This window comes from Pseudomonas sp. X10, from assembly GCF_054889225.1.
In genome coordinates this window covers 5109230-5126628 of the sequence record NZ_CM142677.1, presented here as the reverse complement: position 1 = coordinate 5126628, position 17399 = coordinate 5109230, and the positions used below count along the sequence as shown (strand labels likewise).

At 62.5% G+C, this 17399-nt stretch carries 18 protein-coding genes; 11 read left to right on the top strand and 7 right to left on the bottom strand.

From position 1 onward, the window contains the following. The 4 genes from livM to ACYU03_RS23320 all read left to right on the top strand — a co-directional run bounded on the left by livM (window position 1) and on the right by ACYU03_RS23320 (window position 4341). Window positions 1-1284: a high-affinity branched-chain amino acid ABC transporter permease LivM gene (livM, locus tag ACYU03_RS23335; protein ID WP_461886970.1), complete on the top strand. Its 1284-nt coding sequence runs from the start codon at window positions 1-3 to the stop codon at window positions 1282-1284. Then, window positions 1281-2156, top strand: coding sequence for an ABC transporter ATP-binding protein (locus ACYU03_RS23330; protein WP_461886969.1), 876 nt, complete (start codon window positions 1281-1283; stop codon window positions 2154-2156). Before livM ends, ACYU03_RS23330 begins: the two co-directional genes overlap by 4 nt. Continuing rightward, window positions 2153-2869: an ABC transporter ATP-binding protein gene (locus ACYU03_RS23325; RefSeq protein ID WP_461886968.1), complete on the top strand. Its 717-nt coding sequence runs from the start codon at window positions 2153-2155 to the stop codon at window positions 2867-2869. Before ACYU03_RS23330 ends, ACYU03_RS23325 begins: the two co-directional genes overlap by 4 nt. A 704-nt stretch (window positions 2870-3573) precedes the next feature. Next, the gene (locus tag ACYU03_RS23320; protein ID WP_461886967.1) at window positions 3574-4341 is read left to right on the top strand and encodes an SDR family oxidoreductase; all 768 of its coding nucleotides are present in this window, start codon (window positions 3574-3576) and stop codon (window positions 4339-4341) included. 35 nt (window positions 4342-4376) lie between these two features. Here the strand turns inward: ACYU03_RS23320 and ACYU03_RS23315 are convergent, their stop codons facing one another. The 3 genes from ACYU03_RS23315 to ACYU03_RS23305 all read right to left on the bottom strand — a co-directional run bounded on the left by ACYU03_RS23315 (window position 4377) and on the right by ACYU03_RS23305 (window position 6907). Then, window positions 4377-5480 (bottom strand): AGE family epimerase/isomerase, encoded by a 1104-nt coding sequence (locus ACYU03_RS23315; protein ID WP_461886966.1) that lies wholly within the window; start codon window positions 5478-5480, stop codon window positions 4377-4379. A gap of 172 nt (window positions 5481-5652) precedes the next feature. Then, window positions 5653-6285: a TetR family transcriptional regulator gene (locus ACYU03_RS23310; protein ID WP_461886965.1), complete on the bottom strand. Its 633-nt coding sequence runs from the start codon at window positions 6283-6285 to the stop codon at window positions 5653-5655. Window positions 6286-6406: 121 nt separating this feature from the next. Next, window positions 6407-6907, bottom strand: a complete 501-nt coding sequence (locus tag ACYU03_RS23305) for a phage infection protein (protein ID WP_461886964.1) — start codon at window positions 6905-6907, stop codon at window positions 6407-6409. Between the two features lie 342 nt (window positions 6908-7249). Between ACYU03_RS23305 and ACYU03_RS23300 the strand changes: the two genes are divergently transcribed. Then, window positions 7250-9310 carry an AsmA family protein gene (locus tag ACYU03_RS23300; RefSeq protein WP_461886963.1) on the top strand — a complete coding sequence of 687 codons (2061 nt, stop codon included), beginning with the start codon at window positions 7250-7252 and terminating at the stop codon, window positions 9308-9310. A 96-nt stretch (window positions 9311-9406) separates the two neighbouring features. Here the strand turns inward: ACYU03_RS23300 and ACYU03_RS23295 are convergent, their stop codons facing one another. Together ACYU03_RS23295 and osmE are read right to left on the bottom strand one after the other, a co-directional pair. Then, window positions 9407-9937: a ferritin-like domain-containing protein gene (locus ACYU03_RS23295; protein ID WP_461886962.1), complete on the bottom strand. Its 531-nt coding sequence runs from the start codon at window positions 9935-9937 to the stop codon at window positions 9407-9409. Window positions 9938-9985: 48 nt separating this feature from the next. Next, window positions 9986-10327, bottom strand: coding sequence for an osmotically-inducible lipoprotein OsmE (gene osmE, locus ACYU03_RS23290; RefSeq protein WP_461886961.1), 342 nt, complete (start codon window positions 10325-10327; stop codon window positions 9986-9988). Window positions 10328-10449: 122 nt separating this feature from the next. Here osmE and ACYU03_RS23285 point away from each other — a divergent pair, with 122 nt between their 5' ends. Next, the gene (locus ACYU03_RS23285) at window positions 10450-11340 is read left to right on the top strand and encodes a lipase family alpha/beta hydrolase (protein ID WP_461886960.1); all 891 of its coding nucleotides are present in this window, start codon (window positions 10450-10452) and stop codon (window positions 11338-11340) included. Here the strand turns inward: ACYU03_RS23285 and ACYU03_RS23280 are convergent. After that, window positions 11321-12214: a DMT family transporter gene (locus ACYU03_RS23280; protein WP_461886959.1), complete on the bottom strand. Its 894-nt coding sequence runs from the start codon at window positions 12212-12214 to the stop codon at window positions 11321-11323. The two genes, ACYU03_RS23285 and ACYU03_RS23280, sit on opposite strands and share 20 nt — an antisense overlap. A gap of 97 nt (window positions 12215-12311) precedes the next feature. On the opposite strand from ACYU03_RS23280, the gene ACYU03_RS23275 reads away from it, so the two are divergent. From ACYU03_RS23275 to ACYU03_RS23265, 3 genes are all read left to right on the top strand, one after another. After that, window positions 12312-13097 (top strand): AraC family transcriptional regulator, encoded by a 786-nt coding sequence (locus ACYU03_RS23275; protein ID WP_461886958.1) that lies wholly within the window; start codon window positions 12312-12314, stop codon window positions 13095-13097. Window positions 13098-13177: 80 nt separating this feature from the next. Then, window positions 13178-13459: a PsiF family protein gene (locus ACYU03_RS23270; RefSeq protein ID WP_461886957.1), complete on the top strand. Its 282-nt coding sequence runs from the start codon at window positions 13178-13180 to the stop codon at window positions 13457-13459. A gap of 113 nt (window positions 13460-13572) precedes the next feature. Further along, window positions 13573-14580, top strand: a complete 1008-nt coding sequence (locus tag ACYU03_RS23265) for an AI-2E family transporter (RefSeq protein WP_461886956.1) — start codon at window positions 13573-13575, stop codon at window positions 14578-14580. Between the two features lie 81 nt (window positions 14581-14661). Here ACYU03_RS23265 and ACYU03_RS23260 read toward each other — a convergent pair whose 3' ends face one another. Continuing rightward, window positions 14662-15933, bottom strand: a complete 1272-nt coding sequence (locus tag ACYU03_RS23260; protein ID WP_461886955.1) for an Hsp70 family protein — start codon at window positions 15931-15933, stop codon at window positions 14662-14664. Between the two features lie 161 nt (window positions 15934-16094). Between ACYU03_RS23260 and cbpA the strand changes: the two genes are divergently transcribed. Together cbpA and ACYU03_RS23250 are read left to right on the top strand one after the other, a co-directional pair. Continuing rightward, complete coding sequence (gene cbpA, locus ACYU03_RS23255; RefSeq protein WP_461886954.1) at window positions 16095-17039, top strand: curved DNA-binding protein; 945 nt, start codon at window positions 16095-16097, stop codon at window positions 17037-17039. Window positions 17040-17041: 2 nt separating this feature from the next. Then, a complete protein-coding gene (locus ACYU03_RS23250) occupies window positions 17042-17347 on the top strand; it encodes a chaperone modulator CbpM (protein WP_461886953.1) in 306 nt (101 codons plus the stop codon). The last annotated feature ends 52 nt before the right edge of the window (window positions 17348-17399 follow it).

The following is a 17399-nucleotide window of genomic DNA, read 5'->3' as shown; positions in this document are numbered from 1 at the left end:
ATGTCTGCTGCCAATTCTTCCGGACTCGATATCAAACGCAGCCTGATCGAGACGATCGTCGCCGGCTTGCTGGCCCTGATCGTCTTTGGCCCCGTCGTTGGCGTGGTGCTCGATGGCTACAGCTTCAATGCCGAACCTTCCCGCGTGGCCTGGCTGGTCGGCGGGGTGATGGTCGGGCGCTTCGTGCTCAGCCTGTTCCTGCAGACCGCCACTGGCCAACGCATTCTCCATGGCTTCGACAGCGGCGGTTCAGGCGTGCACGTGCTGGCGCCGAACTACAAATCGCGCCTGCGCTGGATCATCCCGGCGCTGATCGTGATCGCCATCGTCTTTCCGGTGTTCGCCAACAAGTACCTGCTGACCGTGGTCATCCTCGGCCTGATCTACGTGCTGCTGGGTCTGGGCCTGAACATCGTGGTCGGTCTGGCCGGCCTGCTCGACCTCGGCTATGTGGCCTTCTACGCCATTGGCGCTTACGGCCTGGCGCTGGGGTACCAGTACCTGGGCCTGGGCTTCTGGACCGTCCTGCCACTGGCGGCGATCGCTGCGGCGCTGGCCGGCTGCATACTCGGCTTCCCGGTGTTGCGCATGCATGGTGACTACCTGGCCATCGTGACCTTGGGCTTTGGCGAGATCATCCGCCTGGTGCTGAATAACTGGTTGTCGTTCACCGGAGGCCCGAATGGCATGCCAGCGCCTTCGCCGACCTTTTTAGGCCTGGAGTTCGGCCGCCGGGCCAAGGACGGCGGGGTGCCGTTCCATGAGTTCTTCGGCATCGACTACAACCCCAACCTGAAATTCCTGTTCATCTACATCGTGCTGTTCATGGTCGTGCTGGCGGTGCTCTACATCAAGCACCGGCTGACCCGCATGCCCGTAGGCCGGGCCTGGGAAGCCCTGCGCGAGGACGAGATCGCCTGCCGCTCCATGGGCCTGAACCATGTGCTGGTGAAACTCTCGGCCTTCACCATCGGCGCTTCTACCGCAGGCTTGGCCGGAGTGTTCTTCGCCACTTACCAGGGCTTCGTCAACCCATCGTCCTTCACCTTCTTCGAGTCGGCGCTGATCCTGGCCATCGTGGTGCTCGGCGGCATGGGCTCGACCGTGGGGGTGGTGATCGCGGCGTTCGTACTGACCGTGGCGCCGGAGTTGCTGCGCAGCTTCTCCGAGTACCGGGTGTTACTGTTCGGTGTACTCATGGTGCTGATGATGATCTGGCGACCGCGTGGGCTGATCCGTATCAGTCGCACCGGTGTGGTCCCGCGTAAAGGAGTGGCGCCATGAGCGACGATATCATTCTCTCGGTCGACAACCTGATGATGCAGTTCGGTGGCATCAAGGCGCTCAGCGACGTCAGCCTGAAGGTCAAGCGCAACGACATCTTTGCCCTGATCGGCCCCAATGGCGCCGGCAAGACCACGGTCTTCAACTGCCTGACCGGTTTCTACAAGGCCACAGGCGGACATATCGAACTGAACATGCGTGGTACCCGGACCAACATCATCCAACTGCTCGGCGAGCGCTTTCAGGTGGCGGACTTCATCTCGCCCAAGCGCCTCGCCAGCCGCGTGTTCTACAAGATGTTCGGTGGTACCCACCTGGTCAACCGCGCAGGGTTGGCGCGGACTTTCCAGAACATTCGCCTGTTCAAGGAAATGTCGGTTGTCGAGAACCTGCTGGTGGCCCAGCACATGTGGGTCAACCGCAGCCTGCTGGCCGGGGTGCTCAACACCAAGGGCTATCGCAAGGCGGAAAGCGACGCGCTGGACCACGCCTTCTACTGGCTGGAAGTCGTCGATCTGGTCGACTGCGCCAACCGTCTGGCTGGCGAGTTGTCCTATGGCCAGCAGCGCCGTCTGGAAATCGCCCGGGCCATGTGCACACGGCCTAAGATCATCTGCCTGGACGAGCCGGCCGCTGGCCTCAACCCCCAGGAGACCGAAGCCCTGAGCCGGATGATCCGCGTGCTGCGCGACGAGCATGACATCACCGTGGTGCTGATCGAGCATGACATGGGCATGGTCATGAGTATCTCCGACCATATCGTCGTGCTCGACCACGGCAAACTGATCGCCGAGGGCACGCCCCAGGAGATCCGCAACAACCCGACGGTGATCGCCGCCTACCTGGGTGCCGACGAAGAGGAACTGGTATGAGTGCGCCCATTCTCGAACTCAAGGACCTGGATGTGTTCTATGGGCCGATCCAGGCGTTGAAGAAGGTCTCGATGTACATCAACGAAGGTGAGACGGTCAGCCTGATCGGTGCCAATGGCGCCGGCAAGTCGACCCTGCTGATGTCGATCTTCGGCCAGCCGCGCGCGGCCAGCGGGCAGATCGTCTATCGCGGCACCGACATCACCCGCAAGTCGTCGCACTACATCGCTTCCAACGGCATCGCCCAGTCGCCGGAAGGGCGACGGGTGTTCCCCGACATGACGGTGGAGGAGAACCTGATGATGGGGACCATCCCCATTGGCGACAAGCATGCCAGCGAAGACATGCAGCGTATGTACGAGCTGTTCCCGCGCCTCAAGGAGCGGCGTAACCAGCGGGCCATGACCATGTCCGGTGGTGAGCAGCAAATGCTCGCCATCGCCCGTGCGCTGATGAGCCGGCCCAAGCTTCTGCTGCTGGATGAGCCGTCGCTGGGATTGGCGCCGATCGTGGTCAAGCAGATCTTCGCCACCCTGCGCGAACTGGCCCAGACTGGCATGACCATCTTCCTGGTGGAGCAGAACGCCAACCATGCGCTCAAGCTCTCAGACCGCGCCTACGTGATGGTCAACGGGCAGATCCGCATGACCGGGACCGGGCAGGAGTTGCTGGTCAATGAGGAGGTGCGCAACGCCTATCTTGGAGGGCATTGAGCGGAGGGCGTTCCGAAGCGATTTCGGAGCGCCAGCCCATAGGATTCCAGCATGCCTCGATGCTTGCGAGCGACGCTAGATTAGGAGCCAGTGCCCATCGCCAGCGTCGTCGTCAGCGCAGCACTCCAAACTCCACTATTGCCTGTTCATCCTTATGTGGACAACTTGCCGCACCCCCTGCGTAAAGTACGCCAGAAAGTCACCGCAAGTGCTTGTTTCCACAGGGGGGACTTGTCCACGGATCGTGTGGAGGCGGCTGTGGAAAAGTTGGTGGCACATGGCTAAAGCCCGCGTCGGTAAAGGCTTTCACGAGGTTGGTCGTTTTTTGATCGTTCTTCGTTTGTGCATGATTTTTCAAGGTTCTTATCTCATTCGCAGGCCGTCAACCTAATTGGAGAAACCTGTGGATAAGTCTGTGGGAAAGCCTTGGACAGACCTCTGCATGCAGCATGGCTGAAAGCCTTGCGCCAGCATTGAGGGTGATTTCCGATGGAACTGTCCGTGACACTGGCGCTCGAGTTGCCCCCAATCTGTGGGGAAAGGCCTGTGGATAAGGTGCGCATAGCCCGCGCTGGCCCCTCTGTCGCAAGGCTTTCGGGGTGTTGTACATTTTTTGCCCAGCGCCATCGGCAGCTTGCTGAGGCGGCCGGCGGCGGGCATTCTGCAAGACCTGCCGTCGGCAACCCACTGCGAAGGAGAACTGCATGACTTCCACCCTGTTCATCACTGGCGCGACCTCCGGTTTCGGCGAGGCCTGCGCCCGGCGCTTCGCCGACGCCGGCTGGTCGCTGGTGCTCACTGGGCGCCGTAAGGAGCGTCTGGATGCCCTGTGTGCCGAGCTGTCGGCCAAGACCGAAGTGCACGGCCTGGTGCTGGATGTGCGCGACCGCAAGGCCATGGAGGAGGCGATTGCCAACCTGCCGCCGGCATTCGCCAAGCTGCGCGGCCTGATCAACAATGCTGGCCTGGCATTGGGCGCCGATCCTGCGCAGAAATGTGATCTGGATGACTGGGACACCATGGTCGATACCAACATCAAAGGCCTGATGTACAGCACCCGCCTGCTGTTGCCGCGGCTGATCGCCCACGGTCGTGGGGCGACCATCCTCAATGTCGGCTCGGTCGCTGGCAACTACCCGTATCCGGGCAGCCATGTGTATGGCGGCACCAAAGCGTTCGTCGGCCAGTTCTCCCTGAGCCTGCGTTGCGACCTGCGTGGCACTGGTGTGCGGGTCAGCAACATCGAACCTGGCCTGTGCGAGAGCGAGTTCTCCCTGGTGCGCTTTGGTGGCGACCAGTCGCGCTACGACGCCACCTACGCGGGTGCCGAGCCGATCCAACCGCAGGATATCGCCGAAACCGTCTTCTGGATCCTCAACCAGCCGGCGCACATCAACATCAACAGCCTGGAGCTGATGCCCGTGAGCCAGGACTGGGCCGGGTTCTCGATCGACCGTTCGGCCAAGGGCTGATAGGCGTTAGGATGGGGGCTGCCGCGGCCTGGGCATCAGGCCAGGCGCTGCAGCCCTTCCAGGCAGGTCGCCAGGTGATAGGGCGTGGTCGATGGCATGTCATGCCGGCTGACCGCGCCGTCGGCGTCACGGCATTCATGCCAGCCGCCCTCATGCAGAAAGCGCTGCTCCAGCGCTTGCAACTGCGCGAGCAGCTTCTCTTCAGTGTCCGGCCGCAGTGCCAGGGCGCGCAGGTACTCGGCTTGTGCCCAGATGCGCTGGGTGGCGTCGACGACCTGGCCATCCACATCGAGCATCGCCAGTACCGCCGAGTCCTTTACGCCATGCTGCTCGGCATAGCCGAAAGCACGGCTGATCGAGGCATGCAGCGGGCTGCCGCGTAACAGCACTGAGGTCTCGAGCAAATAGAACCACTCGAACTGGTGGCCTGGCTCGAACCAGTTATCCACAGAGCCCCGGGGCCTTTCCAGCATCAGGCCGTGCTGCGGCTCGATGAAATGCTCTTGTAGCGCGCTACACAGTTGTTCGAGAGCTTGCTGCACCTGTGGATCGTCGCGTACCGCCAGGGTTTCGAGAAAGGCTTCGGCCAAGTGCATCTGCGGATTCTGCAGCGGGCCGCTGCCCAAGTCTGACCAATCCTCATCGAGGCTGGCCTCATACAGGCCGTCATCACGGGCGAAGCGCTCGGCCACGACGTTCAATGCGGCATTGAGGGTGGACTCCACCAGCGGCTCGCGCACTTTGCCCCAGTAATGGGCGCAGGCGAAGACGATGAAGGCGTGGGTGTAGAGATCCTTGCGTCGGTCCAGGGGCTGGCCTTGGGCATCGATGCTGTAGAACCAGCCGCCATGTTCGGCATCATGGAAATGCCGTTGCAACGAGCGGAACAGCGCGGCGGCCCGCTCGGCGGCGCCAGGCTGCCCGATGCGGCTGCTGAACAGGTACAACTGACGGGCGCAGGCCATGGCCCGGTAGCGCTGTACCGGTAGCGGCTGCTGCTGGGCGTCGAGGGCCTCATAGGGCAATGCCATATCGGCGTTCCATCCCGGGCCTTGCCACAGTGGCACGATGCGCTCGGCAAAATGCTGGCGGAATCGAGCAAGGAGAGGGCTGAGCAGGGCAGGGTTAGGGTCGGGCATGGAAAAATCGTCGCAATCGGGCGTTGCGCGCCATGGTAGCAGGAATGCGGAATTGTAACCGTTGGAGCTGGTTTGCCGGGCGGTTGTGAATCGAGGGCGAAGTCCTCGCCGCAGTGTTGTCAGTACTGACGCAATCGCGGGCAAGCCCGCTCCTACAGAGTGGTGAGCAGGCCTAGCCCGGATTCCCCAGGCCTTGCCAATGCCGCGCGCCGACGAAGATGAAGCGCAATTGCTGGGTAATCTTCTCCTGCGGGCTCAGTGGTTGAGGATTATCTGGATCGGGGCTGTCGATCAACTCCGGCAGGGTGGCGAACACGGTCTTGACCACCAGGTCGGCCATCACTGCCAGGGCCGCGCCGTCCAGATGCTGCCAGCGTGGCATGTGCGCAAGGTCCGTGGCCAGGTCCGTGCTGATGTCCTGGCGCAGACGGGCAATGGCCTGGCGCACCGGTTGCGAGCCACCGTATTGCTCACGGGCGAGAAACAGGAATTGGGCACGGTGGGCGGCGACCACATCGAGGAAGATGCGCACCGAAGCATCGGTGATCCCTCCCAGCTCGATTTCATTTTGCCGCACCAGGCGGATGGTCTGGCGAAACGTGGCGTCGACCTCGCTGACCAGGGCCAGCCCGAGTTCATCCATGTCGCTGAAGTGTCGGTAGAAGCCGGTGGGAACTATGCCTGCCGCCTTGGCTACCTCGCGCAGGCTGATACTGCCGAAACCTCGGCCACTCTCCATTAGCTGGCAGGCGGCACCTAGCAGGGCCTGGCGGGTCTGTAGCTTCTGTTCGGCACGCGGCAGCATGGTCGGATATCGGTTGCGGTACGGGTCCGCACTCTAGATAAAAAAACGAAGCCCGGTCAATGGACCGGGCTTGGAGGGGAGCAACTGCAGCGCTGGGGTATCTTGTTTTCAGGCATGGCGATCAGCTCACACGGCTGTTTTCGATCAGGCGGTCAGAGCCACCCTCGGCGACACGGTTGTTACGATCGATCAGGCGGTCAGAGCCACCTTCGGCGACACGGTTGTTACGATCGATCAGGCGATCGGAGCCACCTTCGGCGACACGGTTGTTACGATCGATCAGACGGTCGGAGCCACCCTCGGCAACGCGGTTGTTACGTTCGATCAGACGGTCGGAGCCACCTTCGGCGACGCGATTATTGCGTTCGATCAGGCGGTCGGAGCCACCTTCGGCGACGCGATTGTTGCGTTCGATCAGACGGTCGGAACCACCTTCGGCGACGCGGTTGTTGCGCTCGATCAATCGGTCAGAGCCACCTTCAGCTACGGTTTTCAGGGGCTGGGCGATTTCGGCCGAGCTAGAGCGGGACTCAGCGGTCAGGTGCTGGTCAGCGGCCGGCAAGGCGAAAGCGTTGGCGGCCAGGATGGATAAGGAGAGGCTCAGCAGCAGTTGGCGTTTCATGGTTCGGTGCTCCTTGGAGGGGCTGGAAAGTGGGTACAGCGCCAATGCTACGCTTGGTAACGCAATATAGAAGTTCATAAGGATAATGGTCACAATTAATAGGATTGATGGCCCTCCTAGGCCGCTCTAAATCAATGGTTTATGAGAGTTTTATGGCAAGTGGCCGCTACTGTTTTCAGGTAACACGAAGCTGTCTGCACGCAGGAAAACTGAGGAAAGGGTCAGGAAAATCTTCGCTATCATGCGCGGCTGATTAAACCCCTCGGGGTTTCATCAGTCCGACATATTGAGTGCCATTGTCGCGCCCGCTTTGTGCCATGCAGTCATCAGGAGAATCACGCAATGACGCGTCCTGCCAGAATCTTCACCTGGATCCTTGCCAGCCTGCTGTTCCTTCTGGCAGTACTGGTGGTGGTCATTGCCACTTTTGACTGGAACCGCGTAAAGCCCACGTTGAACGAGAAAGTCTCCGAGGCTCTACACCGGCCCTTCGCGATCAACGGTAACCTTGACGTGCGCTGGCAGCGCGAGCCGGAAGAGGGCGGCTGGCGTGCCTGGGTGCCATGGCCGCGCTTCATTGCCGAAGACCTTACCCTGGGTAACCCTGACTGGCTCAAGGAGCCGCAAATGGTCGGCCTCGAACGTGTCGAGTTCCGCCTGTCGCCCTTGCCTTTGCTGTTCCAGCAGATCGTCATTCCGCGTATCGACCTGGCCAAGCCTACTGCCAAGCTCACGCGCTTGGCCGATGGTCGCGCCAACTGGACCTTTGACTTGGGCCCCGAGGATGAGAACGCCGAACCTTCGAGCTGGGTACTGGACATCGGTGCCATTGGCTTCGACCAGGGTAACGTCAGCCTCGACGACCAGATCTTGAAAACCACGCTGCAGGTGCAGATAGACCCGTTGGGCAAACCCATCCCGTTCAGTGAGATCGTTGGCAAGGCCAGTGCCGACAAGGCGGGAGGAGCCCAGGACTATGCCTTCGGCCTCAAGGTACAAGGGCGCTACAAGGGGCAGGCACTGTCGGGTAACGGCAAGATCGGTGGCCTGCTGGCGCTGCAGGATGCCGCGCAACCGTTCCCGTTGCAGGCGGATGTACGCATCGCCGACACCCACGTTGTCCTCGCCGGCACCCTGACCGACCCGAGCAACCTCGGTGCCCTCGACCTGCGCCTACGCCTCTCGGGCAGCAGCCTGGGCAACCTGTATCCGTTGACCGGCGTGACCCTGCCAGACTCGCCCGCCTACTCCACCGATGGCCACCTGACTGCCAACCTGCGCGATCCGGACGGCGCCACGTTCCGCTACCAAGGCTTCAACGGCAAGATCGGTGATAGCGACATCCATGGCGACCTGGCTTTCGTCGCCAGCCAGCCACGGCCGAAACTGACCGGCACGCTGGTCTCCAACCAATTACTGTTCAAGGACCTGGCGCCGCTGATCGGTGCCGATTCCAATGCCGAGCAGAAGGCCCGCGGCGGGGCGAGTAAGCAGCCTGCCGGCAAGGTGCTGCCTGTGGAGGAGTTCCGCACCGATCGCTGGCGCGCCATGGACGCGGACGTCAGGTTCAGCGGCAAGCGCATCGTTCATAGCGAACAGCTGCCGTTCAATGACCTGGCCAGCCATGTGTTGCTGGACGATGGCGTGCTGCGCCTGGAGCCGCTGCGCTTCGGGGTGGCCGGCGGCAACCTCGAGGCGCGGATCCGCCTGGACGGGCGCAGCGTGCCCTTGCAGGGCCGTGCACAGTTGACCGCCCGTGGCTTCAAGCTCAAGCAGCTGTTCCCCAGTTTTGCTCCGATGCAGACCAGTTTCGGCGAGCTCAACGGCGATGCCAGCCTCACTGGGCGCGGCAACTCGGTGGCGGCCTTGCTGGGTACTTCCAGTGGCGACCTACGCCTGTTGATCAACGACGGTGCGATCAGCCGCAGCCTGATGGAGATCGCTGGGTTGAACGTGGGCAACTACGTGGTCGACAAGCTGTTCGGGGACGAGGACGTGAAGATCAACTGCGCGGCGGCCGACGTGGGGATCAAGGATGGTCTGGCCAGCACTCGGCTGTTTGTCTTCGACACCGAGAACGCCATCATCTACGTCAATGGCACGGCCAACTTTGCCAGCGAACAGTTGGACCTGAAGATCACGCCGCAATCCAAGGGCTTACGCTTGTTCTCGCTGCGTTCGCCATTGTATGTGCGCGGCCCCTTCGCCAAGCCAAGCGCCGGAGTGCAGGCGGTGCCGTTGGCCTTGCGTGGTGCTGGCATGGTCGCCCTTGGCGTGGCCATCGGCCCGGCAGCAGGCCTGTTGGCGCTGATCGCGCCAAGCGGTGACGAGCCGAACCAGTGCACGCCGTTGCTGGAGCGGATGAAGGCGGGCAAGGCGCCGCAGGCGGTGAAGGCCAACTGATCATGGGTGCGATTGCCCAGCATGTTGTAGGAGCTAGCGTCAGCTGACGCTGGCTCCTACCGGTATCGCGGGAACTATCCTGGGGCAGTTGAGGCGTCAGAGCCCTTTGAGTAGGTCCGCCATGTCATCGGCATGCTCTTCTTCCTGGGCCAGGATGTCCTCGAAGATGCGCCGGGTGGTCGGGTCCGCCTCGCCGATGTACTGGATGATCTCGCGGTAGCTGTCGATGGCGATGCGTTCGGCCACCAAGTCTTCCAGCACCATTTCCTTGAGTGTGTTGCCCTCGACGTACTGGGCATGGGAGTTCTTGCTCAGGTTGTCGGGGTTGAAGTCCGGCTCGCCACCAAGCTGGACAATGCGCTCGGCCAGGCGGTCGGCATGCTCGGCTTCCTGGGTGGCATGTTCGAGAAACTCCTCGGCCGCGACGCTGGCCTTGATGCCACTCGCCATGAAGTAGTGGCGCTTGTAGCGCAGGGTGCAGACCAACTCGGTGGCCAGCGACTCGTTGAGCAGGCGCAGGATCTCTTCGCGGTCGGCATTGTAGCCTTCGGTCACGGCGCCTTGCTCGACGTGCTGGCGCGCACGTTCGCGCAGGGTTTTCACATCGGTCAGTTCAACGTTGCTCATTTTCATCTCCGAACGGGTCAGGATGGGGGGCACGGGTGTAGGAGAGGCTCAGGCGCCGGGGGCGGCTTCCCTGTCCTCTTCGCGTTGTTTACAAGTCTTGAAGCCCTTGGCATCGACATGGCCGGTGGCGTCGAAGCGCACGTAGTAAGGCTGTTGGTGACCGTCGCGGTTGAGGATGTAGTCGTTGCAGGTGCCGCCGTGGGGCAGGTCGCTCACGCTGGATGGGCTGCCGCCGATGGCGATGACCTGCTGCATGGTCATGCCGTTCTCGACCTGCTTGACCAGCGGTTCGTTGCGGTAGGTGACGTAGTCGACCGGGTTTTCCGGACGGCTGCCGCAGGCGGCCAGGGTGGCACTTGCCAGAAGGATTGCCAGGGTCTGCTTGTACATGGTCCCGCTCCTTGCTCAGGGTCTGTTCTGGTTGGAACCGCGCGCAGCGCCAGGAGTTCGATTGCGGTCGCCATGGCTGGCGCTGTAGTGTTGAGCGACTGTCCACGGAGGGGAATGCGGCGATGAACCAGGATCTGGCCACACGCTATCCGCTGGTGCTGGTGCCGGGCATGCTCGGTTTCGTACGTCTGCTGCTCTATCCCTATTGGTACGGCATCGTCCCGGCCTTGCGCCGTGGAGGCGCGCAGGTGTTCGCGGTGCAGGTCTCGCCGCTGCATTCAAGCGAGCTGCGCGGCGAGCAGTTGCTGGCGATCATCGAAGACATCTGCCAACGCACCGGCGCGCCCAAGGTCAATCTGCTCGGTCATAGCCAAGGAGCCTTGAGCGCCCGCTACGCGGCGGCCAAGCGGCCGGACCGGGTGGCCTCGGTGACCTCCATCGCCGGCCCCAACCATGGTTCGGAACTGGCTGACTACTTGGCGCGCAGGGCGCCGGGGGACTCACCCCAGGGCCGCCTGCTCAAAGCCCTGTTGCATGCGGTCGGTCTGTTGATGGGCTGGCTGGAGACCGGCTGGCGCCGCGAGCGCTTGCCGATCGATGTGCATGCTTCGCACCAGTCCCTGACCTGCGACGGCGTAGCATTGTTCAACCAGGCTTATCCACAGGGCCTGCCGACCACTTGGGGCGGCGAGGGCCCAGCCGAGGTCAACGGGGTGCGTTATTACTCCTGGTCCGGCACTTTGCAGCCGGGGCTGACTGACCAGGGTCTCAACCGCTTCGATGGCAGCAATCGCTTTTGCCGCCTGTTCGCGCGCAGTTTCGTCAGGGAGCCGGGGCAGTGCGACGGCATGGTCGGGCGCTTCAGCTCGCACCTGGGCCAGGTGATCGGCGATGACTATCCGCTGGACCATCTGGACATCGTCAATCAGTCGCTGGGTGCGGTCGGCAAGGGCGCCGAGCCGGTCCGGCTGTTCACCGAGCACGCCGCCCGGCTCAAGGCTGCGGGGCTGTAGCGGCGCGGCGCAGTGGGGTGGTCCAGCGTTCGGCGAGGATCACCCCGGCCAGGGTCAGCAGGCCACCGTAGAGGTGATAGGTGGCGAGCTGTTCGCCCAGCACCAGGGCGGCGATCACCGCCGTCACTGCTGGCAGCAGGTTGAAGAACAGGGTGGTGCGGCTGGGCCCCAGGCGGTGCACGGCCTGCATCCACACCAGTGGGGCGATCATCGAGGCGAGGATGCAGGCATACAGCACCAGGCCGATATTGCCCGTGCCCAGGCCGGTCTTCGGCGACAGCAAGAACAACGGCAGTAGCACGATGATCGCTACCAACACCTGGAGATAGAGCAACTGCAACTGCGGCAGGCGCAATTGCCATTTCTTCAGCAGGGTGCTGTAGAGGGCGTAGGCGAGGGTCGCGACCAGCATCAGCAGGTCTCCACTGTTCAGGCCTTGGTGCAGCAGCGCCTGTGGATTACCGGCGGAAACCACCTCCAGCACCCCGACGAAGGACACCACTGCCCCGATCAACGCGCCGAAGGTCAGGCGTTGGCCCAGCCAGGCGATCGAGAGGGCCAGCGACATCAGTGGCATCAGCGAGAGGATGATGCCCATGTTGGTGGCGCTGGTGATGCCTGCAGCGAAGTAGGCCAGGCTTTGGTATATCGCCATGCCCAGCACGCCCAGCACGAAGACCTTGCCCAAGTGCGGGCGGATCGCCGCGCGGTTGCGCCACACCGGGCGCAGCAGGAAGGGGGTGAACAGCAGCCCCGCCAGCAGCCAGCGGTAGAAGCCGATCTCGGCCGGGAAGATGGCCCCGGCCGACATTTTGGTGACCACGGTATTGCCGGCCCAGATCAGGATCGCCAGCAATGGAAACGCATAATTCATGTGAAGCGGACTCTTGATAAGGCAGGCCGCATTATCACCCTGTCCGTTGACAAGCTTATACTTCCATCCAGACAACCTGCCCATCGAAGCAGACAGTATGACTCGCAAATACCTCGATATTCCCCGGTTCGAGCAGTTGCCGGCACCGGTGTACTTCCGCTACGACGAGTTCGGTGCCGATACCCACAGCGCTGCGCACCGCCATCCTTGGGGCCAGCTCAACTACGCCTCCCGTGGGGTGATGCACCTGGACATCGACGGCCAGCGCTTTATTTCGCCCCCGCATTACGCGGTGTGGGTGCCGCCAGGCACCGAGCATAGCTGCTACAACCCCCAGGCCATCGTCTACCGCTCCGTCTACCTAGACCGCAGCCTGTGCCACGATCTGCCGCAGGAGGCGTGCAGCCTGGTGATCAGCGATATCCTCAAGGCCATCCTCGGCGATTTCGCCCGTCGTGACCTCAGGGTGGCCCAGAGCGAGTGCGACCAGCGCCTGGTACAGGTCCTGATCGACCAGTTGCACCAGGCCCCGACCCAGACCTGCTACCTGCCCTATGCCCGCAGCGTTGGCCTGCGCCAGGTTCTCGAAGCCCTGCACGCCGAACCGGGGGACAACCGTCCGCTGGCTGACTGGGCAGGTCGCATCCATGTCAGCGAACGAACCCTGGCCCGCCAGTTCCTCCGTGAGCTGGGCATCAGTTTCGGCGAATGGCGCCTGCGCTTGCGGTTCCTGCGGGCCATCGAAGCGCTGGAGGCCGATACACCGATCCAGTCCATCGCTTATGACCTGGGCTATAGCAGTCCGTCGGCCTTCATCGCCATGTTCCAGCGCCAGGCCCATTGCACTCCGGAGCACTACCGGCGCCAGGCCCGGAGGGCTTGAGCGGGCCCTGACTTGTAAAAAATCTTGTCTACACTGAGGCCAACGTCGCGCAGAGGGCGCGGTGAAAAGGAGATCACTCCATGAGAATGGTGCGTGTACCGTTGCTGTTGGTAGGAATGTTGATGTGCGCGCAAGGATTTGCCGCCAATACGCAACAGCAGAAGATGGCGACCTGCAATGCCGAAGCGACCACTAAGGAACTGAAAGGGGATGAGCGCAAAGCGTTCATGAGCACCTGCCTGAAGGCCAAGAAACTCACTCAGCAGGAGAAGATGACCAAGTGCAATGCCGAAGCTACGGCCCAGTCGCTCAAGGGCGATGAACGCAGGACCTACATGAGTGAGTGTCTGAAGAATAAATGAGCTGGCGCCCGGGGCATGGGGTCATTGCTGGCTGAGTGCTGGCCAACCCTCTATGCCTGCCGGGCGAAGGCTGGCAGACTGCGCGTTTTCCCGCAGTCGCCTGCCGAGGTTGTATGACCTTCACTGCCCGCCAGATCACCCTGGCCAGCTGGATCATTGTCCTGACCGGGCTGTTGCTCGCCTTGCCGCTGAAGCTGTTGCCCAGCCTTCTGGCGGGCTTGCTGGTGTTCGAGCTGGTGAACATGCTCACGCCCAGGCTGCAACCGCTGATCGCCGGGCAGCGGGCGCGCTGGCTGGCGGTGGCATTGCTCGGCACTCTGGTGGTCAGCACCCTGACCCTGCTGTTTGCCGGTGCCTTCAGCTTCCTCCTGCATGAGGCGGAAAACCCTGGCGCCTCGTTGGACCGGTTCATGATCCTGGTGGACCAGGCCCGCGGCCAGTTACCGCCTTTCGTCGACGCCTACCTGCCGGCCAGTGCCGCCGAGTTCAAGGTGGCCATCGGCGATTGGCTCAAGAGCCATCTGGGGGAGCTGCAACTGGTTGGCAAGGGCGCGGCGCACATGTTCGTCACCTTGCTGATCGGCATGATCCTGGGCGCCATCGTCGCGTTGCAGCGCATGCCCGACCTGTCCCGGCGCAAGCCGCTGGCCGCCGCGCTGTTCGAGCGCTTGAACCTGTTGGTGCAGGCCTTCCGCAACATCGTTTTCGCGCAGATCAAGATTTCCCTGCTCAACACTTTCTTCACCGGGATCTTCCTGGCCGTGATCTTCCCGTTGTTCGACGTACACCTGCCGTTGACCAAGACGCTCATTGTCCTGACCTTCCTGCTGGGGCTCCTGCCGGTGATTGGCAATGTGATATCCAACACCCTGATCACCATCGTCGGCCTGTCGCTGTCGATCTGGGTGGCGGTGGCCGCGCTGGGCTACCTGATCCTTATCCACAAGGTCGAGTACTTCCTCAACGCACGCATCGTTGGCGGCCAGATCAGCGCCAAGTCTTGGGAGCTACTGCTGGCGATGCTGGTGTTCGAGGCCGCGTTCGGCCTGCCGGGGGTGGTGGCAGGGCCGATCTACTATGCGTACCTGAAGAGTGAGTTGCGCCGCGCCGAACTGGTCTGACGGGCCTTGTCGGAGCGACCTAGTGTGGCGATGGGGCGCGCAGCGACCCCAAGCCAAACGACAGCGTTACGCCCAGGGGTATCAGGCCGTGCCATAGCGCTTGCGGGCTTCGATCGCCAGGCCGCTGCCGATGCTGCCGAAGATGTTGCCTTCCACATGCCGTGCATTGGGCAGCATGGCCGCGACGCTCTGGCGCAGTGCCGGGATGCCGCTGGAGCCGCCAGTGAAGAACACGGTGTCGACCTGGGCCTCGCGGACACCGGCTCTGGTCAGCAACTCGGTGACGCTGCCGCGCACGCGTTCGAGCAGGTTGTCGATGGCGTCTTCGAACAGTGGGCGGGTCAGGTCTGCCATCAATCCCGGTTCGATACGGCCCAGGTCGACCTGGCGGCTTTCGGCTTCGGTCAGTTCGATCTTGCTGGCCTCCACTTCCATGGCCAGCCAGTGCCCGGCGCGTTGTTCGATCAGCTTGAACAGGCGGTCGATGCCCAGGGTGTCCTCGATGTCGTAGCGCATGCTGCCTAGGGCTAGTTGCGATTTCTGCGAGTACACCGAGTTGATGGTGTGCCAGGTGGCCAGGTTGAGGTGGTAGCTGGTCGGCATCAACGCCTGGCTCTTCATCCGGCTGCCATAGCCGAACAGCGGCATCACGCCCTGCAGGCTGAGCTGCTTGTCGAAGTCGGTACCGCCAATGTGCACGCCACCGGTGGCGAGGATGTCGCTGTGGCGGTCGTCGAGCAGGTGGCGCTCCGGCGCCAGGCGCACCAAGGAGAAGTCCGAGGTACCACCGCCGATATCGACGATCAGCACCAATTCTTCACGGCTGATGCCCGACTCGTAGTCGAAGGCTGCGGCAATGGGCTCGTACTGGAAGGAGACTTCCTTGAAGCCGATCTTGCGCGCGACTTCGGCCAGGGTGTCCTCGGCCTCCTGGTCGGCGGCCGGGTCTTCGTCGACGAAGAACACCGGGCGCCCCAGCACCACTTCGTCGAAGCTGCGTCCGGCGTTGGCCTCGGCACGTTTCTTCAACTCGCCGATGAACATCCCCAGCAGGTCCTTGAATGGCAGGGCAGTGCCCAGCACGCTGGTGTCGTGCTTGATCAGCTTGGAGCCGAGCAGGCTCTTGAGCGAGCGCATCAGGCGCCCTTCGTAGCCTTCCAGGTATTCGTGCAGAGCCAGGCGGCCGTAAACCGGGCGACGCTCCTCGATATTGAAGAAGACCACCGACGGCAGGGTGATCTTGCCGTCTTCCAGAGTGATCAGCGATTCGACGCCGGGGCGGTGCCAGCCGACCGTGGAGTTGGAGGTGCCGAAATCGATGCCGCAGGCACGGGCCGGGGATACGTCAGACATGGGGAGAAGCTTCCGGAGGCAAAACGGCCGCGCAGTTTATGCCAGTGGCCAGCAGAATCAAGACCGATTGTCTGTCTTGCGGCAAAGCCAATGACGCCTTGAAAGGCTATGCTTGACCCCAATCTACGGATGCATTGAATAATTTTACGGTGATGCCTTAGATGGACTTCAAAGACTACTACAAGATACTGGGCGTCGAGCCGACGGCGGACGACAAGGCGATCAAGGCCGCGTACCGCAAATTGGCGCGCAAGTATCACCCCGACGTCAGCAAGGAGCGTGACGCCGAAGACAAATTCAAGGAGGCCAACGAGGCCTATGAGGCCTTGAGCAGCCCGGAAAAACGTGCCGAATACGACGAACTGCGCAAGTACGGCCAGCATGGCCGGCCATTCCAGGGGCCACCGGGCTGGGAAAGCCGTGGCGGCAATGGTGGTTTCGAGAGCGGCGACTTTTCCGATTTCTTCAGTTCGATCTTCGGTGCGCGTGGCGGCAACCCTTTTGGTCGTGGTCAGCAGCACAGTGCCGGTAGGCGGGGGCAGGACGTGGAAATGGAACTGGCGATCTTCCTCGAGGAGACCCTGAGCACTGAGTCGAAGAAGATCAGCTTCCAAGTGCCGCAGTACAACGCCAACGGCCAGCGCACCGGTCATACCACCAAGACCCTCAACGTGAAGATTCCCGCTGGCGTCAGCGATGGCGAGCGCATCCGCCTCAAGGGCCAAGGGGCGCCGGGAGTCGGTGGCGGCGCCAACGGCGACCTGTTCCTGACCATCCGCATGGCACCGCACCCGCTGTTCGATGTCGAAGGTCATGACCTGATCATCACCGTGCCTCTGGCGCCTTGGGAGGCCGCCTTGGGCACCAAGGTCGCGGTGCCGACCCTGACCGGCAAGATCAACCTGACCATCCGCCCCGACAGCCAGAGCGGGCAGCGCCTGCGGGTCAAGGGCATGGGCCTGGCCAACAAGCAGGGCCAGCGCGGTGACCTCTATGCCCAGCTGAAGGTGGTCATGCCGAGCCAGTCCGATGCAGCCGCCCGCGAACTTTGGAGCCAGCTTTCGGAGAAGGCTGCGTTCAACCCGAGGACACAATGGAGTAGTTGATCATGAGCAGCACCCTGATCGTTCAACTGGACATGCGAACCCTCTGCCAGGAGGCTGACCTTTCGGCCGATTGCGTGATCGAAATCGTCGAGCACGGCATCGTTGAACCTTCGGGGCGAACGCCGGACGACTGGCTGTTCGACGACCAGGCCCCGTTGGTGATCAAGCGCGCGGCCAAGCTTCACCAGGAGCTGGAACTGGAATGGGAAGGGGTGGCGCTGGCGCTGGAGCTGCTCGAAGAGGTGCAGCAACTGCGCAGTGAGAACAGCATGCTCCGGCAGCGGCTGGGCAGGTTTACCCAGATGTAAGACTAGCGCCGGACCTGTAGGCGCGCCGAACCGTTGTTCCTACAGGATCTCG

Bases quoted from the DNA above. Each gene is read 5' to 3' on its own strand.
- livM (WP_461886970.1), top strand. From the start codon at position 1: ATGTCTGCTGCCAATTCTTCCGGACTCGATATCAAACGCAGCCTGATC.
- ACYU03_RS23330 (WP_461886969.1), top strand. From the start codon at position 1,281: ATGAGCGACGATATCATTCTCTCGGTCGACAACCTGATGATGCAGTTC.
- ACYU03_RS23325 (WP_461886968.1), top strand. From the start codon at position 2,153: ATGAGTGCGCCCATTCTCGAACTCAAGGACCTGGATGTGTTCTATGGG.
- ACYU03_RS23320 (WP_461886967.1), top strand. From the start codon at position 3,574: ATGACTTCCACCCTGTTCATCACTGGCGCGACCTCCGGTTTCGGCGAG.
- ACYU03_RS23315 (WP_461886966.1), bottom strand. From the start codon at position 5,480: ATGCCCGACCCTAACCCTGCCCTGCTCAGCCCTCTCCTTGCTCGATTC.
- ACYU03_RS23310 (WP_461886965.1), bottom strand. From the start codon at position 6,285: ATGCTGCCGCGTGCCGAACAGAAGCTACAGACCCGCCAGGCCCTGCTA.
- ACYU03_RS23305 (WP_461886964.1), bottom strand. From the start codon at position 6,907: ATGAAACGCCAACTGCTGCTGAGCCTCTCCTTATCCATCCTGGCCGCC.
- ACYU03_RS23300 (WP_461886963.1), top strand. From the start codon at position 7,250: ATGACGCGTCCTGCCAGAATCTTCACCTGGATCCTTGCCAGCCTGCTG.
- ACYU03_RS23295 (WP_461886962.1), bottom strand. From the start codon at position 9,937: ATGAGCAACGTTGAACTGACCGATGTGAAAACCCTGCGCGAACGTGCG.
- osmE (WP_461886961.1), bottom strand. From the start codon at position 10,327: ATGTACAAGCAGACCCTGGCAATCCTTCTGGCAAGTGCCACCCTGGCC.
- ACYU03_RS23285 (WP_461886960.1), top strand. From the start codon at position 10,450: ATGAACCAGGATCTGGCCACACGCTATCCGCTGGTGCTGGTGCCGGGC.
- ACYU03_RS23280 (WP_461886959.1), bottom strand. From the start codon at position 12,214: ATGAATTATGCGTTTCCATTGCTGGCGATCCTGATCTGGGCCGGCAAT.
- ACYU03_RS23275 (WP_461886958.1), top strand. From the start codon at position 12,312: ATGACTCGCAAATACCTCGATATTCCCCGGTTCGAGCAGTTGCCGGCA.
- ACYU03_RS23270 (WP_461886957.1), top strand. From the start codon at position 13,178: ATGAGAATGGTGCGTGTACCGTTGCTGTTGGTAGGAATGTTGATGTGC.
- ACYU03_RS23265 (WP_461886956.1), top strand. From the start codon at position 13,573: ATGACCTTCACTGCCCGCCAGATCACCCTGGCCAGCTGGATCATTGTC.
- ACYU03_RS23260 (WP_461886955.1), bottom strand. From the start codon at position 15,933: ATGTCTGACGTATCCCCGGCCCGTGCCTGCGGCATCGATTTCGGCACC.
- cbpA (WP_461886954.1), top strand. From the start codon at position 16,095: ATGGACTTCAAAGACTACTACAAGATACTGGGCGTCGAGCCGACGGCG.
- ACYU03_RS23250 (WP_461886953.1), top strand. From the start codon at position 17,042: ATGAGCAGCACCCTGATCGTTCAACTGGACATGCGAACCCTCTGCCAG.